Here is a 16,146-nt window from a genome sequence, read left to right on the forward strand (position 1 = left end):
ATTTTATCCTGCTCGTTTTATCACGGCATCATCAACCCATTGACGTGCCAGATGGTCTGTTTTCCACACGTTATCAAGTGTCATAGGGGCATCAATAAGGCCATCCGTTGCCTCGAACCGCTCTAGAACCGCGTCCACGACCTCGGCCATATTCAGGAATCCGATCCGGTGTGCGATGAAAAGGTCCAGGGCGCGTTCTTTGGCGGCGTTGAACACGGCGCCGGACAACCCGCCGCGCGCCATGACGTCGCGCGCCAGTTTCAGCGCCGGATACCGCGCCAGATCCGGATCGCTAAAGCGCAACTGCCCCAGCTTTGCCAGATCCAGCCGTTGCACCGGCAGAGCCTGTCGTTCCGGCCAATGCAATGCATATCCGATGGCATGGCGCATATCCGGCGCGCCCAAATGGGCCATCACCGCCCCATCGTGAAACCCCACCATCGCGTGCACAATGGACTCCGGATGCACCAGGACTTCGATCTGATCCGGTTCAATGCCAAAGAACTCTCGGGTCTCTATGACCTCCAAGGCCTTGTTGAACATAGATGCACTGTCGATCGTGATGCGCTGACCCATATTCCAATTTGGATGGTTGGACGCCTGCGCGACAGTGGCTTTGGCCAGTTCCGGCAGCGGCCAGTCCCGAAAGGCACCACCACTGGCGGTGATAATCACCCGCTCAACTGCGTCCATATCTTCGCCAGCTAAAGCCTGAAACACAGCCGAATGCTCGCTGTCTACCGGCAGGATACGCGCGTCATGCGCGCGCGCCGTGTCCAAGACCAACGCACCAGCACAAACAAGCGTTTCTTTGTTTGCCAGCGCCAGCGCTGCCCCTTGCTTCAACGCCTGGAGCCCCGGTGCCAGGCCAGCCGCACCCACGATGGCCGACATTACCCAATCGGCCGGCCGTGCTGCGGCCTCGGCAATGGCAGTCTCACCTGCTGCAACCTCGACCCCGCTACCTTGCAGCGCATCTTTCAGGTCTTGCAAGCGGTCTTCATGGGCCGTAACCGCGAGATCAGCGCCCAACTTGCGGGCATCTGTCGCCAGCTGCGCGATATTCGCCCCGCCTGTCAGGGCGACGACATCATAGGCGTCTGGGTTTCGCGCAATCAGGTCAATCGTGTTCTGACCGATCGAGCCGGTTGCACCAAAGATCGAAACTTTCCGCATCACATGGCTCCGGGTGCGTAGATCAATCCAGCAATGAGAACAAACAAGGACGCCCCCATCATACCGTCGAAACGATCCAGAAACCCGCCATGACCTGGGATCAGGTTGGAACTGTCCTTGACCCCGAATTTCCGCTTCGCAGCGCTTTCGACAATGTCACCCGCCTGGCTGGCCATCGACGCCAGAACCGAGATCAGGACGAAGGCCACACCAAACCCGCCATATTGGGCGAATACTATCCCGACAATTGCCGCCGCAACCCATCCTCCGGCAGTGCCGGACCAGGTTTTCTTCGGACTGACCTTGGGCCAGAATTTAGGGCCACCAATGGCTTTGCCAACGAAATAGCCGGCAACATCCGTGGCCACGACAACTGTGATCAACCATATCATCCAGCCAAAGCCCATGTTTTCGCGAATGGATATGAACCCCAAGCCTGCGGCAGCTATCCAGATGGCAAACACCGCGTACAATCCGCGGGACTGGCTGACCTGCCCTGCCCCAACCAGCGCCGGAGCCAGCAGAAACGGCACTTTGTACAAGGGCGGCAAGTGATAGCTTAGAATGACCGCAATCCCGGTCAGAATGCCCAATTGCACAGCCATGCCTGCCCGCTGTGGCTCGATCATGCGAACCAGTTCCCAGGTCATAAGACCACATGCGGCGGCGATGAATGTCTCGAACCAGATGCCACCCAGCCAAACCTCGACCGAGCCAATCGCAACCAAAACGATCGCAGACAGAACCCGCGTGGTCAGATCAGACCATCGGCCGTCACTCATGCCGGAACCGCTCCAAACCGCCGTTCGCGCGACCCGTAATTGCGGCACAGGCGTTCCAACTCATCCGCAGAGAAATCGGGCCAGAGCGTGTCGATGAATTCGTATTCCGAATACGCCGATTGCCAAAGCAGAAAGTTGGAAATCCGGGCTTCACCACTGGTCCGGATCACCAGGTCCGGGTCCGGCAGAACACGAGTATCCAGGTATTTCGGCAGCGTTTCCTGATCTACATCCTCGGGCCGCAACCGGCCTTCGGCCACGTCCAGGGCCAGACGCTTGGTCGCCCGCGCCACTTCATCCCGGCCGCCATAGTTCAACGCTACGGTCAGATGAACCAGATCGTTACCTTTTGTTTCCTCTTCCAGCGTATCCATCAAATCGGTCAGCTTGGCATCCAGCCGCACCCGATCCCCAATGAAACGCACGCGAATGCCGTTTTCCGCCAGCGTAGTGGTTTCCTTGATGATGTAACGCCGAAACAGGCTCATCAATCCGGCGACTTCGACCTGCGTCCGCTTCCAGTTTTCTGTCGAAAAGGCAAACACTGTCAGATATTTGATGCCCAATCCCGGGCAGGCTTCGACGACTTCGCGCACGCGCCGCGCACCTGCATGGTGACCAAACAGCCTTGGCCGTCCGCGTGCCTGTGCCCAACGGCCGTTGCCATCCATGATGATGGCGACATGGCGCGGGCCGGCACACAGTTCGGGTTGGGGATCTTTAGGCATTTTGTCGGTTCAGACCTGCATGATTTCGGACTGCTTGTTCTCAAGCGCAGCGTCGACGGCCTTGATCATCTCGTCCGTCAGGTCCTGAACTTCGCTTTCCCAGAACTTCTGATCATCCTCGGACATGCCGTCGGCTTTGGCCTTCTTGATCTGATCCATGCCGTCACGGCGGACGTTGCGGACGGAGACACGCGCGCTTTCTGCATATTGCCCGGCCACCTTGGTCAACTCGCGGCGGCGTTCTTCGTTCAATTCGGGGATCGGCAGCATGATGATCGTGCCATTCAGCTGAGGATTGATCCCTAACCCGCTTTCGCGGATCGCTTTTTCCACTTTGCCGACAAGGCCCTTGTCCCAGACATTTACCGTGACCATGCGCGGTTCAGGAACGTTCACTGTGCCCACTTGGTTGATCGGTGTCATCGCGCCATAAGCGTCCACCATCACAGGTTCGAGCATCGAGGCCGACGCCCGACCTGTCCGCAGCGACGCAAATTCGGTTCTGAGGTTCGCCATAGCGCCGTCCATGCGGCGTTTCAAATCATCGGTGTCCAGTTCAAAGTCGTCAGACATGCTGCTCACTCCCCGTCTTCAGGTGATGTTTGGATGGGTCTTAAGCCATCACAATTGGGATGTATAGCAATCATGATCAGGAATTGTACCAATGGCCAGAGTCGTTTCGGCCATTTTTCATCAACATCTCAATCAGAAAACCGGCCAACCTGTGGGTCAGCCGGCTTGGAAATGTCTTTTGCCGTCAGGCGTTCACATCAACAACCACACGGCCCTTGACCTGACCTTTCAGAATGTCTGCGCCCAGTTGGGGAAGATCGGACAAAGCGGCCGGGTGAACCATTGCTTCCAGCTTGTCCATGGGCAAATCCGTGGCAACCCGCTGCCAGGCCCGGACGCGGTTGTCATAAGGCTGCATAACGCTGTCGATGCCCAGCAGGTTCACCCCTCGCAACAGGAACGGAATCACGGTTGCAGGCAATGCCGCGCCACCCGCCAGACCAACCGCGGCAACAGAGGCACCGTATTTCATTTGCCCCAACACACGCGCCAGCATTTCGCCACCAACCGCATCAACGCAGCCCGCCCAGTTTTCGCTTTCAAGCGGGCGTTTGGTGGTCTCATTCAGCTCATTACGCGGAACAATAGTCGTAGCCCCCAGGGATCTCAGGTAATCTCCGGTTTCCGGACGGCCAGTCACGGCCGCAACCTCATAGCCCAGATGACCCAGAATGGCCGTCGCAACCGATCCAACGCCACCTGCGGCACCAGTCACCAGCACGGGTCCGTGCTCCGGTGTCATGCCATGATCTTCCAAGGCCATCACGGCCAGCATCGCGGTGAAACCAGCGGTTCCCACGGCCATAGCCTGTCGCGTATCCAGGCCATCGGGCAAGGGCACCAGCCAGTCCGCCAATGCGTTGGCTCTCTGAGAATAGCCACCCCAATGCGCCTCGCCCACGCGCCAACCGGTCAGAACAACCTTGTCACCCGGCTTGTAGCGATCATCCGAGGACGCCTCGACCTTACCGGCATAATCGATGCCGGGCACATGCGGATAAGATCGCACCAACCCGCCGCCCTTGGGCGACATGCACAAACCGTCTTTGTAGTTCACAGTGGAATACTCGACGGCCACAGTCACGTCGCCATGTGGCAGCGCATCCAAAGAAAGCTGCTGGACCGACGCGCTCGCCAGGCCGCTTTCCTCATCCTTTTCCATCACCAATGCATTGAACATCCAAAGCTTCCTTTCGTTGTTTCGCGACCGGATTCACACTTCATCTGGCCAAAAATATCCCGGGGGAGTTGCGCTGCAACGGGGGCAGAGCCCCAACACCCGTTAAATCCAGAACCTCTCTTGCACCGTTGCGCGGCGCATGCCGTCAGGTGTCTCGACCTCCACACCTGTTCCAGCGTCCCAGTGGCTCAACCTCAGCATACCAATCGAAACGTTTGTTTCGAAATCTGGGGACCAGGCCGAAGAGGTCACCTGCCCCACCCGTTTGCCACTTGCATATACCGGCCAGGGGCCATCACATGGCGGCACCACATCCCCTTCAATCGCGATCGGCCGAATTTGCTGAACTGGTCCCTCCTTGGCCACGCGCAGCAAGGCGTCCCGTCCGATGCAACCAATCGCCGTATGGGTGTTGCAGAACTTGCCTAACCCACATTCATGCGGAGTGTTATCGTCGGTCATATCGTTGCCGTAAGACAACAAGCCACCTTCGATCCGCTCGATCAAATTCGGACATCCGGCGCGCACTTGCAGGTCCCCACCCGCAGCAAACAGCGCATTCCACAAAGGCATGCCGATATCTCTGCCTTCGACATAGATCTCAAAACCGCCCTGCTTTGAATAGCCTGAGCGTGCAACCGCCAGATCCCTGCCTTCGAACTGGAACATGTCAAATTTGAAGAACCGAATGTCCCGCACCCGGTCGCCAAAGATCCGTGCCATGAGTTCGTCGGCCTTTGGTCCTTGAATTGCCAGAGGTGAAACGTCCGGCTCATCCACCAGCACGTCCAGACGATACCCGTTGGCCAAGCCCTTGACCCACAGCAACAAATCGCTGTCGGCAATAGAAACCCACCAGCGATCTTCGGACAGTTTCACAGCCACCGGATCGTTCAACATGCCGCCGGTTTCATCGACAATAGGCACGTAAAAGCACTGGCCCGGCAGCATGCCGCGCAAATCCCGGGGCGTCAGCATCTGCATCAACCGTGCCGCGTCGGGCCCTCGCAGTTCGACCTGACGTTCGCAGGAAACATCCCAAACCTGAACATGTTCCTTCAGGTGCCGATAATCAGCCTGCACGCTTTCGAAAACCGTGGGCAATAACATGTGGTTATAAACCGTATACGCCTTCACGCCCGCAGCTTCGACGCCATCTGAAAATGGTGTTCGCCGCAAGCGGCGGGACAAGGAAATTTGCGGCATTCACACCTCCTGTGGCATAAAGACAAGATCGCTGACAGGCGCGGCCGAGCCGGTTTCAGTCAGCATTTTGTGGATTTGTCCCCGGTGATGGGTCTGGTGATTGAAGAAATGGATGATGCTTCGGGCGTAAGGCACCGTAACATCGTCTTGTTTCGCGGCTGAAAACCACGTGAACTCACCCGTTAAAGAGCCATCTCCCAGGCTCTTGGCCCAGTCTGTTATGCGCGCGTCCATGCTATTCCGAAGGGGCAGCCATTCGCTCAGATCCGCGCAGATCGCGGTGCTTTCCGGTATTCCGCAATTCGGGCCTTCGCCCTTGTCAAAGCGCGACATCCAGATCCAGTCGCCCCAGAGCAGGTGGTTTGCCGTTCCCAGGATCGACCCGAAAAAAGCCCCACGTTCGCGCGTCAATTCTTCTTGGGTCAAACCTTCAAAGAACTCTGCCAACTGATTGCTCTGCCACGTATTATAGCGCGCCATTTCACGGGCATAGGCACCGGTGATCATCACTTTGGACCATGCCAGTCGATGGGGCAAATTTCGGCGGATTTGCCGCCAAAGTCCCAAATGCGGCCATAGTCGCGTACCCGCGACTTGGTTCCACGAGCCACGATAATGTCCGGACCCATCCAATATTTTGAGTTCGACACCATGACCGGGTGCTCCGGGTCCTGGCCCGCCAGCATCTCGATCTCGCCTTGAATCTTGCGCCCAATGGCGATCCGACGCTTGTTACCGTCTCGCTCAATCTGAACCGGGGCACGTTCGGCTCCGATGATCTCGCTGACCAGCATGGTGAACAGACCCGTGGTTCCCCCCGCCTGACCACTGAAGATTTGCAGCAGACCATTGTACGCTTTGCCGCTGGCGCGTTCGTCCACATAGGCCGCAACTTTCCACTGCCCCTCACCCATGCGCCCGGGAATATCGACCAACAGACCGACGTTCAGACCCGACAGATCCTCACCCTCGAAATGGCCTTCATCGATGATCACACCCATCCAGGCGTGGCAATGCCCTTCGGTTGGGGGATGCGCGCCTAGAGACACAACACAGGGACAAAACACATCGCAGGAACAGTTCAGGATCAGCTCACCTTTGATGGCCCATTCCGTCGGGCTCATCTCGCGCCGCTTGGGGTTGGGCATGCGGCTGTCGATCCGCTGACTGATAGGCAACCTGTCGGCTTCTGGTTTTCTGTTTTTGGCCATAGGCTTATCCTCCGTATACAATGGGATAGATCAGCAGTGCGGCGCCGCCTGCTATTAGTAGAAACCCCATCGGTCGGGTCACGACATGACCGATTTGGGGAAGTTTTTCCAAAACCATGAACAAGGTCGCCAGCCCCATCCACAACAGGCTCATGACACCGCCGACGAAGCCAAGCGCCATAAAGCCCCAGCAACAGCCGAGACAGAAAGCGCCCAATCCAAGACCCATGCGCAGGCCGCCTGTAAAGCCGGGTTTCCAGTGGCCCAGGAAATAGGTCATCGGGGCGTGGCACACGCCATGACAAACCTCTTTCGCACGGGTGAACTGGAAAGCGCCAACAGCAATCAGCAATCCGCCTGCGATCCAGTTGGATTTAGCTATGCCAAGCATGTCCACAACGCCGCCAAACAGCAATACAAGCTGAATACCTGTGATCAGGGCGGCAAATCCAACCCACACCACGAAATAGCCGGTCAATACGCCCAACCACCCGCTGCGCGACCCGTCAGCGCTGCGGATCAGGTCTTCATAGCTGCGCAAGGTGGGTACCAGCGTCGGCAACATCATCGCTGCCATCATGATCGCCCACATCCAGAACAACGGGCCAAACTCGGCCATGGGCATGTACATGTCCATGCGTGGGTCCATGGCACGCATCGCCTCGCCCATCGGGCCCGGGCGCCCGATCCAATCCAGATCCATGTCCCGGTTCATCGAGAACATGATCCACCATGACCACAGGATCATGGCGTAAAAGCCCAGCCATAAACCGCTGCGAAGCATTGCGCGACTCACGTGTCCCTCCCGACTCATCTCTTGCTTTTCAAATGTCAGACTTTTAAATGTCAGACAAATAAAAATTGATCCACGGTTGCCGAAACATGAAAATCGACCCTCAAAAACCTGCTGACCTGTCTGCCCAGATTGCACAGGCCATCCGTGATGCCATTGTGTCCGGAGAGTTGATCGTTGATGAGCGGTTGCCGTCTGAGACCGAATTGTCGGATCAGTTTCAGGTCTCGCGCCCTACTGTACGCGAAGCCTTGAAGCGGCTGGCAGCGCAATCATTGATACGGACGCAACGCGGCGCTTCCGGGGGTGCGTTTGTCAATCGCCTCAGCTTTCAGGACGCGTATTCGCAGCAAATCACAACCTCGACGCTGTTGTTGTCGATGAATGCGGTGACCTTCGACACGGCTTGCGAGGCGCGGTATGCGCTGGAGCGGGCCTGCGCGCCGATGTCGGCGGAACGACGGACGGCGGATCAACTGGCCACTATGCGCGCCGAGATTTTTCGCCAATCTCAACCCGGGCTGACGGATGAGGCTTTCTGCGCATCAGATGTGGCCTTTCATCGCGCGTTAGTCGATGGCGCAGGCAACCCGGTTTTGTCCTACCAACTGGCCGGCGCCGTCGAAGCGATGCAGCCCTTGATGAACATGATCACCTTCACTGCGCGTTCCCGCGAAGAAATCATTCTGTTCCATGAGAAAATCGCTGACGCGCTTGAGGCGCGGGACGCCGAGACTGTAGACAGTACTTTGGTCGATCTTGAATCCTACACGCGTCTGCTAGCCCATGATGTGGCCGAACGGCGACGCAAACCCGCCTGATCCCACATCAGGCCCGAATACGAGGCAAAGAGACAGGCACAAGGACACACGAGCAGCTAGAAGGATGTCATCCGGCATCAAGACCGGAACTCTCAATAAAATTGAATATCAATTGCTTACGGGAGGACGTTATGAACCAAAGACCGGACCCTACCTTTTATCCATCAGCCAAACTGGCAATGGAGGGCCCGACTGAGACGCTTGCTTTCACGCTGATGCTCAGTCCTGATTTTTCGCAACCTGATGGGCTGGCGGTTGTGAATGTCGATCCGACATCGGACGACTTTGGCAAAATCGTGCATCAGGTGATCATGCCGGAAAAGGGCGATGAGTTTCACCATTTCGGATGGAATGCCTGTTCGTCTTCCCTGTCGCCGCTTAGTGGCCATGCCTTCCTCGAGCGTCGGTATTTGATCATTCCGGGCATTCGATCCAGCCGGATCTATATCATCGATGTGAAGAACCCGCTGGAAGCGAAGATTCACAAGATTATCGAACCCGAAGAAGTCTTTGCAAAGACAGGGTATTCCCGCCCCCATACGATCCATTGCGGCCCCGAAGGCATCTATGTCAGCACCTTGGGCGGTGCGGGTGAAGACGGTACAGACGGCCCTCCGGGCATCTTCATCATGGACTGCGAGACCTTCGATATCATCGGACGCTATGAAATCGAACGCGGGGTGCAGGACAAACACTATGATTTCTGGTGGAATCTGCCGCGCGATTACATGGTCAGTTCCGAATGGGGTCTGCCCCCGCAATTCGAAAACGGGATCGTGGCCGAGGATTTGCTGTCGAACAAATACGGACACAGCATCCATTTCTGGAACCTGCGCAACCGGACCAACATCCAGACCATTGATTTGGGGGAAAACCACCAGATGGCGCTGGAAATTCGCCCTGCGCATGATCCGGTCAAGCAATACGGGTTCTGTGGCGTGGTTGTGGACACGACCAACCTGCAAGGCGCGATTTTTACATGGTGGCGCAACGACGATGGCACGTTCGAGGCCAAGAAAACCATCACGATCGACCCGCAACCGGCAGACCCGGACGACCTGCCCGAGTTGCTTAAAGGGTTCTCGGCCGTGCCACCACTGGTCACGGATATCGACCTCAGCCTGGATGACAAATATCTGTACGTTGCCTGCTGGGGCACGGGTGAGATGCACCAATACGATGTTTCGGACCCGATGAACCCGAAATTGGCCGGTAAGGTCGAGGTCGGCGGGATTGTCAAAAAGACCAAACACCCGAACGGCCAGGACTTTGGCTATGGTCCCCAAATGGTTGAAATCAGCCGTGACGGCAAACGTGTCTACTGGACCAATTCGCTGTATTCCACCTGGGATGATCAATTCTATCCCGGTGAACGCGGCGCCGCCATGGTCAAGGCGGATGTCGGTGAGAACGGAGGCCTGACACTGGATCCGAAATTCTGGGTCGATTTCCCTGCCGGGTATCGCGCCCATCAGATCCGTCTGGAAGGTGGCGACTGTTCAACGGACAGCTTCTGCTACCCCTCCGTCTAATTTGGAGTGGTTGATGACATCAACGGCTGGCCTTTGGCTGGCCGTTGTACTCAGCGGTGCTTATCACGGGTTGAACCCCGGTATGGGATGGCCGCTGGCGGTATCTTCCGCATTGATGGAGCAACGGCAATCGGCGCTGTGGCGCGCGCTGGCGGCTTTGGCGGGCGGGCATTTCGTGGCCATGCTGGGAGTGCTCTTACCCTTCGCGCTGATGGCGGTATTGGTCGATTACCAAAAAGAAATCCGGATTGGTGCCGCGCTAATTGTCATTGCCATGGGTCTCTACATCGCTATTACACGCCGCCATCCGCGGATGTTGTCGCGTATTCCACCCAGCAAGCTGGCCTTGTGGTCTTTTCTGGTGGCATTGGCGCACGGGGCCGCCCTGATGCTGGTGCCGATCTACCTTGGGCTCTGTGGGCTGGATGAGCTTGATGCGGGCCATCGCGCCGTATCCGAGATTATGGCCACAAATGGCCTGCTGGTACTGGCGGTTGCGGCAATCCATACAGCCGCGATGATCTTGGGCGGGGGTCTTCTCGCCTATGCCGTTTATCGCTGGTTGGGCCTGCAGTTTCTATCGCGCACCTGGTTCAATCTCGAACTGATCTGGGCGTTCAGCCTAATTTTGGTTGGTGCGTTGGGGCTCTGGTCTACGCTCGGGTGATCTTGCACTTGGAATTCAAACACGCTTTGTCTGCGGCGGACATTTCATGGAGCTTCCATATGCAAGACAGCACGCGCCCGACAGATATGCTGCGTCAGGGCAAATCCGCCGATTGGCAGGCCGCAACCACGCACGCCTTCACGCGTGAATTGGCCGACGGCACCCTGCCCGAACATAAGATGCGCTGGTATCTGGAGCAGGATTATCAATTCGTGGACGGCTTTGTGCGCCTGCTGGCCAGCGCCATCGCCCATGCCCCGAGTTTGGCCGACAGTGTCCCTGCAGCGCAATTTCTGGCGGTCATCACCGGCCCCGAAAATACCTATTTCCTGCGCGCGATGGAGGCCTTGGACACCGAACCCAGCAATGATGCCGCCCCGGCCACCCGCGCATTTCAAGACTTGATGGCCGAGGCCGCAACATCAGGTCGATATGAGAACATGCTGGCTGTCCTTGTGGTGGCCGAATGGGTGTATCTGACCTGGGCCAGCCCGGAAAACCCTCCGAAAGATGAACTTCCTTTCTGGTTCGCCGAATGGATCACGCTACATGCGGGCGACGGGTTCGAGAGCGTTGTGGACTACCTTCGAATTCAGCTCGACAAGGTCTGGCCCACGCTGAATACCAGCGCTCAGGCCGAGGTCACACAGCTGTTCCACCGCGCGATCGAGCTTGAGCGTGAATTCTTCGACGCCGCATACGCGGCCTGATACGGGAAAGGTCCGTTTATGGTCACAACACTGAATGTCATCGCCGCCGTACTGACCATCGGTTTTGGATTGTTTGGATTTCTAGCGCCCGCCTGGACGGCGGCGTCGCTAGATCTAGCACCCACCAATAGTACAATGGGTCTAAGCGAGATGCGCGCCTCGGTCGGTGGGTTGTTTGTCGTCACGGGCATAGCTGTCCTGTGGCTGAACGCTCCGATGGCCTATGCCATGCTTGGTGTGGTCTATGCCGGGGCGGCGTTGGGGCGGTTCGTGTCTGTGTTTGTCGACCATCCCCCCTTGGCCAAGGCCGTAACATTTGGTGGAATCGAACTGGTCCTGGCTGTTTGGCTGATTGCAGCGAACATCAATAAAACACCGTAACATATTGTAACTGCTAAGATCGAGCAGATGTAATCTGAGTTTGCATCCGGTCGGAACCTCACCTATATAAGTCTTGTCCTTCGGGACTATGGACATAAACGCGCTCGTAATAAGCGGATCGGACCCGGGGGCGGTACCCGGCGGCTCCACCATATATCTTCTGGAGATATCCTTCATTTGGGGATTTCGTCAGAATCGGGGGGCCGAAATAGGATCGACGAACGTCTAAAGGGGTTAGCTTTGTCTCGGCTGTCTGCCACCGTTACCGGCGAAAACAGTACAATTGCAAATGACAATCGTGCTCCGGTTGCAGTTGCTGCGTAAGCAGTAGCAAGACCGAAACTTAAGCCCTTGCGCCTAGCCGTGTAAGGCGGGGTTCGCAGGTACCTGGCAACAGAAACCTGCATTTTCCTGCAATTTTGTCTGCGTTTTTAGCGTTCCCTGTACATATTCAGGGTTTGTTCATCCCTTTTTGCCAACGTCTGACCGGACAGACAGGAGAGCCGGGATGGCAAATTCAGACATACTCAAAACATGGTATTCCGAGGTTTGGGAAAACGGGAATACTGACGCAATCGATCAGTTCTTCGCGCCCGAAACAATGGCCGAGGGGTTGATCCCAGAAATGCAGGTTGGTGCGGATGACTTCCGCGATCTAGTCATGGCATTCCGACACGTGCTGGGCGAAATCAAGGTTGATTTGCCCAAGATCATCGAGAATGACGATTGGGTATCGGCCATTCTGCATGTCAAAACCTTTCGTGCAGACAATGGCGCGCCGCTTGAAGTGACAGGTCAGGTCATGGCGCGGTTCAAAGACAACAGGATGGTCGAGGCTTATAACCAGTTTGATTTTGTGTCTTTGTTTGAACAACTTGGTCAGTTTCCGCAGGACACACTGCCGGTTTGCATGACTGGACAAAGGCTCGAATGGGCTTGATCAGGCGCAAACCAATCTTGACCCCCAAGGCGCTTGCGCGGTAGCAAGTGCCATGGGGTAAGATTGCGAACGCCCCGTGAGGCGACAGCCCAAGTTTCGCATGTATCCGACAGTATAAGGAAACATGCCATGGCATCGCCAAACTCAATTGCCCCCAGACAACTGCTGCGTTTGATCGGCACGCCGCAAGCACCAGTGCTGGTCGATATTTGTATCGATGAAGATTTCGAAGCCGATCCGTTTCTGATCCCAGGGTCGATCCGGCACCCGGCAACCGACATACCTGGGCTGGTTCGGCTGCTTTCGGGGCGCCCGAGTGTCATCATTTGTCAAAAAGGCAAAAAGCTGAGTCAGGGAATGGTCTCGTGGCTGCGCAGTGAAGGCCATTCAGCCGAATATCTAGAAGGCGGGACGTATGCGTGGCGCGACCTGCCAGAGGCGTTGCGCATCCCTGTTGCCCCCCTACCCGCACTGGCGGGCGGCGGAACAGTCTGGGTGACCCGTCATCGGCCAAAGATCGATCGGATTGCGTGCCCTTGGCTGATCCGGCGGTTCATTGATCCCAACGCCCGTTTCTTGTTCGTTGCGCCGGACGAGGTTGAAAGCGTAGCTGAGAAATTTGATGCCATCCCCTTTGACGTCGAAAACACCTTTTGGACCCATCGTGGCGACAAATGTACGTTTGATACATTGCTGGAGGAATTCAGCCTCTCGTCTGCCGCTTTGGACCGACTTGCACGTGTGATCAGGGCTGCGGACACCAACAGACATGATCTGGCGCCCGAAGCGGCTGGATTGCTCGCCGTTTCCGTTGGACTGTCACGCCAATTCCGTGACGATCACGAAAACCTCGACGCGGGCATGAACCTGTACGATGCGCTGTATCGTTGGGCGCGCGATGGGTTTGATGAAGGTCACGACTGGCCCACAGGTCGCAAGCCATGACGCCAACATTGAAAGAACTTATCCAAGTGTTTGGGCGCATCGGTCTGCTGTCTTTTGGCGGGCCAGCGGCGCAAATCTCGCTTATGCATCAAGAGCTTGTCGAACGCCGACCCTGGCTGGACGAACAATCATATCTGCGGGCCTTGTCGCTGTGCATGTTGTTGCCGGGCCCCGAGGCTATGCAGCTGGCGACCTATGCGGGTTGGAAAATGCGCGGTGTGAGCGGTGGCCTGATTGCCGGCAGTCTCTTTGTCCTGCCCGGGGCCATCGTGATCACCGTCTTGGTCTCGCTTTATGCAGCATTTGGCGATCTTCCACCTGTTCAGTCCGCATTCCTGGGGATCAAAGCGACAGTCATCGTGATTGTCCTACAGGCCCTACGCAACCTGTCACGCAAGGCATTGACAGATGTCGAGCATCGGATGATTGCAGGGCTGGGATTTATTGCGATCTTTCTGCTGAACCTCCCCTTCCCGCTTATCATTCTTGTTGCTGCAGTGTGGGGGTATGTGTCCTTCAAGGGCACGGTTCCCGTGATCGAAACACCTGCAACCCCAAGCTTGGCGCGACCCGTGCGGACAACCGCCATTTGGTTGACGCTGTGGCTGGGCCCATTGTTTTTGCTCAGCATCACCGGGCAACAGCTGCTCAGTGATTTGGGCTGGTTCTTTGCACGGTTGGCTGTTGTAACCTTTGGCGGAGCCTATGCGGTTCTCGCCTACATGACGCAAACTGTGGTCGATCAGTATCACTGGATCAGCACCAATCAGATGATCGACGCGCTTGGGCTGGCGGAAACCACACCCGGCCCCCTTATTCTGGTCACCCAATTTGTGGCGATGCTGACCGGACAGATGAATGGCGGTCTCTCGCTGGGGCTCGCAGCCGGAGCCGTAGCGCTTTGGGCGACTTTTGTTCCCTGTTTCCTTTGGATTTTTCTGGCGGCCCCATATCTTGACCGCTTGGCCACCCGCCCCCGGCTGTCTGCAGCATTGCATGGAATCACCGCGGCCGTCGTGGGCGTGATTCTCAACCTTTCATTGTGGTTTGCCCTGAACGTTCTGTTCGGATCCGTTCCGCGAATGTCATGGGGCCCGGTGGCACTTCCTGTCCCAGATGTCGGCAGCCTGGACTTTACGGCACTGGCCTTGACGCTTGTCGCCGGTGTGTTGATTTTCCGAATGAAACTCGGGATGGCGACTGTGTTGACGCTGATGGCAGCTGCTGGATTGGCTGCACATTTTATCTGATCAATCCGATCATACCCGCCCTTTCGTTTCCGAACAAAACCCCTATGCTGAGGCCAACCACTTTCGAGGATGACACATGTCGCAAGACATCGACTATGGAAACCTGATGCACACCGCCATGCGCGGGTTGATCAAGACTGTTCTGACCGGGGTTTCTGAGACCGGCTTGCCCGGGTCTCATCATTTCTTCATCACTTTCGACACGCGAGAAGAAGGCGTGGATATCGCAGACTGGCTGCGCGAGCGATATCCAGAAGAGATGACAATTGTTGTCCAGCATTGGTTCGACAACCTTGACGTTGGAGATGACGGCTTTGCGATCACGCTGAACTTCGGTGACAAGCCAGAACCTCTTTATATCCCGTATGAAGCAATAAAGACCTTCGTGGACCCGTCCGTAGAATTCGGCCTACGATTTGAAAGCCCTGAAGACGAAGCAGACGAAGACCCCGTTGTCGAGGAAATGATTGAGGTCGAGGAAGAGGACGAGCATCACGACGCAGACGTGGTGTCACTGGACAGCTTCCGAAAGTAAGACCAACTAAGCCCTGCGCAACGCAGGGCTTATTGTTTCATCAGGAAGGTTTCGACGGATCGAGACTTTTCGCCGTTGATAAAACGCGTAAAGGCAAGGTTCAGACCGCCATCCGTTAGGGTGCGGTCGAATTGTTGCAACTCGTAGCCGCCCTGCTCGTTTATAAACAACGAAAACACAGTCAGTGTTTGCCCATCAATCCGACCCCAAACAAATGGCTCGCCTTTGATCGGGTCAAGCGGGACCTCGTGCCCAAACACGTTTCTTTTCATGGCCGCCGAGAACACGTCGGGGCGATCAGATTGCTGAAAATCAACCGAGAACTTTTGCTCTTTCACCCTGCCATCCGACTTATACGTCGTTGTTTTCCAACTGACGTTGAATCCTTTTGCAGTTTCATGAATGGATACGCTCATATCCCGGGGAGTGGCGGTTCCATCAACATCAACAACATCAGCCGAGCCGATATAGCTGCCGATAAAGGGGGTGATTTCAGCGGCCCGCACGGTACTGCCCAGCACGACGACCCAAAGCAGAAGTCCAGCAGTAAATGCGGCAACTTTCATGGATGAAATCCGTTGAGATACGAGCATTTAGTTCTCCAAATCGGCTGTCCTGACATTGTAGCCAAGCGGGTACGGTTAACAATGGCGCATTCTGAAGCTGGGACAATAAAAATGACGCACCCACGTGCCTATACCTTTGACGTCCCTGTG

At 56.4% G+C, this 16,146-nt stretch carries 19 protein-coding genes and 1 other RNA gene; 10 read left to right on the top strand and 10 right to left on the bottom strand.

Features of this window, described 5'->3' with window-relative positions:
- Nucleotides 1–3: 3 nt before the first annotated feature.
- The 9 genes from dxr to Q1B21_RS13300 form a co-directional block, all read right to left on the bottom strand.
- Nucleotides 4–1,176: a 1-deoxy-D-xylulose-5-phosphate reductoisomerase gene (gene dxr, locus Q1B21_RS13260; protein WP_299889970.1), complete on the bottom strand. Its 1,173-nt coding sequence runs from the start codon at nt 1,174–1,176 to the stop codon at nt 4–6.
- On the bottom strand, nt 1,176–1,958 hold the full coding sequence (locus Q1B21_RS13265) for a phosphatidate cytidylyltransferase (RefSeq protein WP_299889972.1): 783 nt from the start codon (nt 1,956–1,958) through the stop codon (nt 1,176–1,178). Before Q1B21_RS13265 ends, dxr begins: the two co-directional genes overlap by 1 nt.
- A complete protein-coding gene (gene uppS / locus Q1B21_RS13270; protein ID WP_298935613.1) occupies nt 1,955–2,686 on the bottom strand; it encodes a polyprenyl diphosphate synthase in 732 nt (243 codons plus the stop codon). The genes Q1B21_RS13265 and uppS overlap by 4 nt, the downstream gene beginning before the upstream one ends.
- Before the next feature lie 9 nt (nt 2,687–2,695).
- Entirely contained in the window at nt 2,696–3,259 is a 564-nt protein-coding gene (gene frr, locus Q1B21_RS13275; protein WP_120635394.1) for a ribosome recycling factor, read from the bottom strand.
- Between the two features lie 184 nt (nt 3,260–3,443).
- Nucleotides 3,444–4,439, bottom strand: coding sequence for an acryloyl-CoA reductase (gene acuI / locus Q1B21_RS13280; protein ID WP_299889974.1), 996 nt, complete (start codon nt 4,437–4,439; stop codon nt 3,444–3,446).
- 102 nt (nt 4,440–4,541) lie between these two features.
- Entirely contained in the window at nt 4,542–5,645 is a 1,104-nt protein-coding gene (locus Q1B21_RS13285) for a dimethylsulfoniopropionate demethylase (protein ID WP_299075190.1), read from the bottom strand.
- Nucleotides 5,646–6,152, bottom strand: a complete 507-nt coding sequence (locus tag Q1B21_RS13290; protein ID WP_299889976.1) for a DinB family protein — start codon at nt 6,150–6,152, stop codon at nt 5,646–5,648.
- Complete coding sequence (locus tag Q1B21_RS13295) at nt 6,152–6,856, bottom strand: DUF1326 domain-containing protein (protein ID WP_298935624.1); 705 nt, start codon at nt 6,854–6,856, stop codon at nt 6,152–6,154. The genes Q1B21_RS13290 and Q1B21_RS13295 overlap by 1 nt, the downstream gene beginning before the upstream one ends.
- Nucleotides 6,857–6,860: 4 nt before the next feature.
- Nucleotides 6,861–7,640, bottom strand: coding sequence for a DUF2182 domain-containing protein (locus Q1B21_RS13300; RefSeq protein ID WP_299890113.1), 780 nt, complete (start codon nt 7,638–7,640; stop codon nt 6,861–6,863).
- 98 nt (nt 7,641–7,738) lie between these two features.
- Here Q1B21_RS13300 and Q1B21_RS13305 point away from each other — a divergent pair, with 98 nt between their 5' ends.
- The 10 genes from Q1B21_RS13305 to Q1B21_RS13350 all read left to right on the top strand — a co-directional run bounded on the left by Q1B21_RS13305 (nt 7,739) and on the right by Q1B21_RS13350 (nt 15,430).
- On the top strand, nt 7,739–8,470 hold the full coding sequence (locus Q1B21_RS13305; protein ID WP_299889979.1) for a FadR/GntR family transcriptional regulator: 732 nt from the start codon (nt 7,739–7,741) through the stop codon (nt 8,468–8,470).
- Nucleotides 8,471–8,601: 131 nt separating this feature from the next.
- Complete coding sequence (locus tag Q1B21_RS13310; RefSeq protein WP_299075181.1) at nt 8,602–10,002, top strand: selenium-binding protein SBP56-related protein; 1,401 nt, start codon at nt 8,602–8,604, stop codon at nt 10,000–10,002.
- A 13-nt stretch (nt 10,003–10,015) separates the two neighbouring features.
- Nucleotides 10,016–10,669 carry a hypothetical protein gene (locus Q1B21_RS13315; protein ID WP_298935628.1) on the top strand — a complete coding sequence of 218 codons (654 nt, stop codon included), beginning with the start codon at nt 10,016–10,018 and terminating at the stop codon, nt 10,667–10,669.
- Between the two features lie 59 nt (nt 10,670–10,728).
- Entirely contained in the window at nt 10,729–11,379 is a 651-nt protein-coding gene (locus Q1B21_RS13320; protein WP_299889981.1) for a TenA family protein, read from the top strand.
- 18 nt (nt 11,380–11,397) lie between these two features.
- Nucleotides 11,398–11,760, top strand: coding sequence for a DUF4345 family protein (locus Q1B21_RS13325; protein WP_299075173.1), 363 nt, complete (start codon nt 11,398–11,400; stop codon nt 11,758–11,760).
- A 36-nt stretch (nt 11,761–11,796) separates the two neighbouring features.
- Nucleotides 11,797–12,168: a transfer-messenger RNA gene (ssrA, locus tag Q1B21_RS13330) on the top strand.
- Nucleotides 12,169–12,268: 100 nt separating this feature from the next.
- Nucleotides 12,269–12,700 carry an ester cyclase gene (locus Q1B21_RS13335; protein WP_299889984.1) on the top strand — a complete coding sequence of 144 codons (432 nt, stop codon included), beginning with the start codon at nt 12,269–12,271 and terminating at the stop codon, nt 12,698–12,700.
- Between the two features lie 129 nt (nt 12,701–12,829).
- The gene (locus Q1B21_RS13340; RefSeq protein WP_299889986.1) at nt 12,830–13,645 is read left to right on the top strand and encodes a sulfurtransferase/chromate resistance protein; all 816 of its coding nucleotides are present in this window, start codon (nt 12,830–12,832) and stop codon (nt 13,643–13,645) included.
- Nucleotides 13,642–14,895, top strand: a complete 1,254-nt coding sequence (gene chrA / locus Q1B21_RS13345; protein WP_299889987.1) for a chromate efflux transporter — start codon at nt 13,642–13,644, stop codon at nt 14,893–14,895. The genes Q1B21_RS13340 and chrA overlap by 4 nt, the downstream gene beginning before the upstream one ends.
- A 76-nt stretch (nt 14,896–14,971) precedes the next feature.
- Nucleotides 14,972–15,430 carry an SspB family protein gene (locus Q1B21_RS13350; protein WP_298935636.1) on the top strand — a complete coding sequence of 153 codons (459 nt, stop codon included), beginning with the start codon at nt 14,972–14,974 and terminating at the stop codon, nt 15,428–15,430.
- A gap of 29 nt (nt 15,431–15,459) precedes the next feature.
- On the opposite strand, the gene Q1B21_RS13355 is transcribed toward Q1B21_RS13350, so the two are convergent.
- The gene (locus Q1B21_RS13355; RefSeq protein WP_299889988.1) at nt 15,460–16,023 is read right to left on the bottom strand and encodes a hypothetical protein; all 564 of its coding nucleotides are present in this window, start codon (nt 16,021–16,023) and stop codon (nt 15,460–15,462) included.
- Nucleotides 16,024–16,146: the final 123 nt, after the last annotated feature.

Source organism: uncultured Ruegeria sp., from assembly GCF_947504215.1.
Taxonomy (GTDB): domain Bacteria; phylum Pseudomonadota; class Alphaproteobacteria; order Rhodobacterales; family Rhodobacteraceae; genus Ruegeria.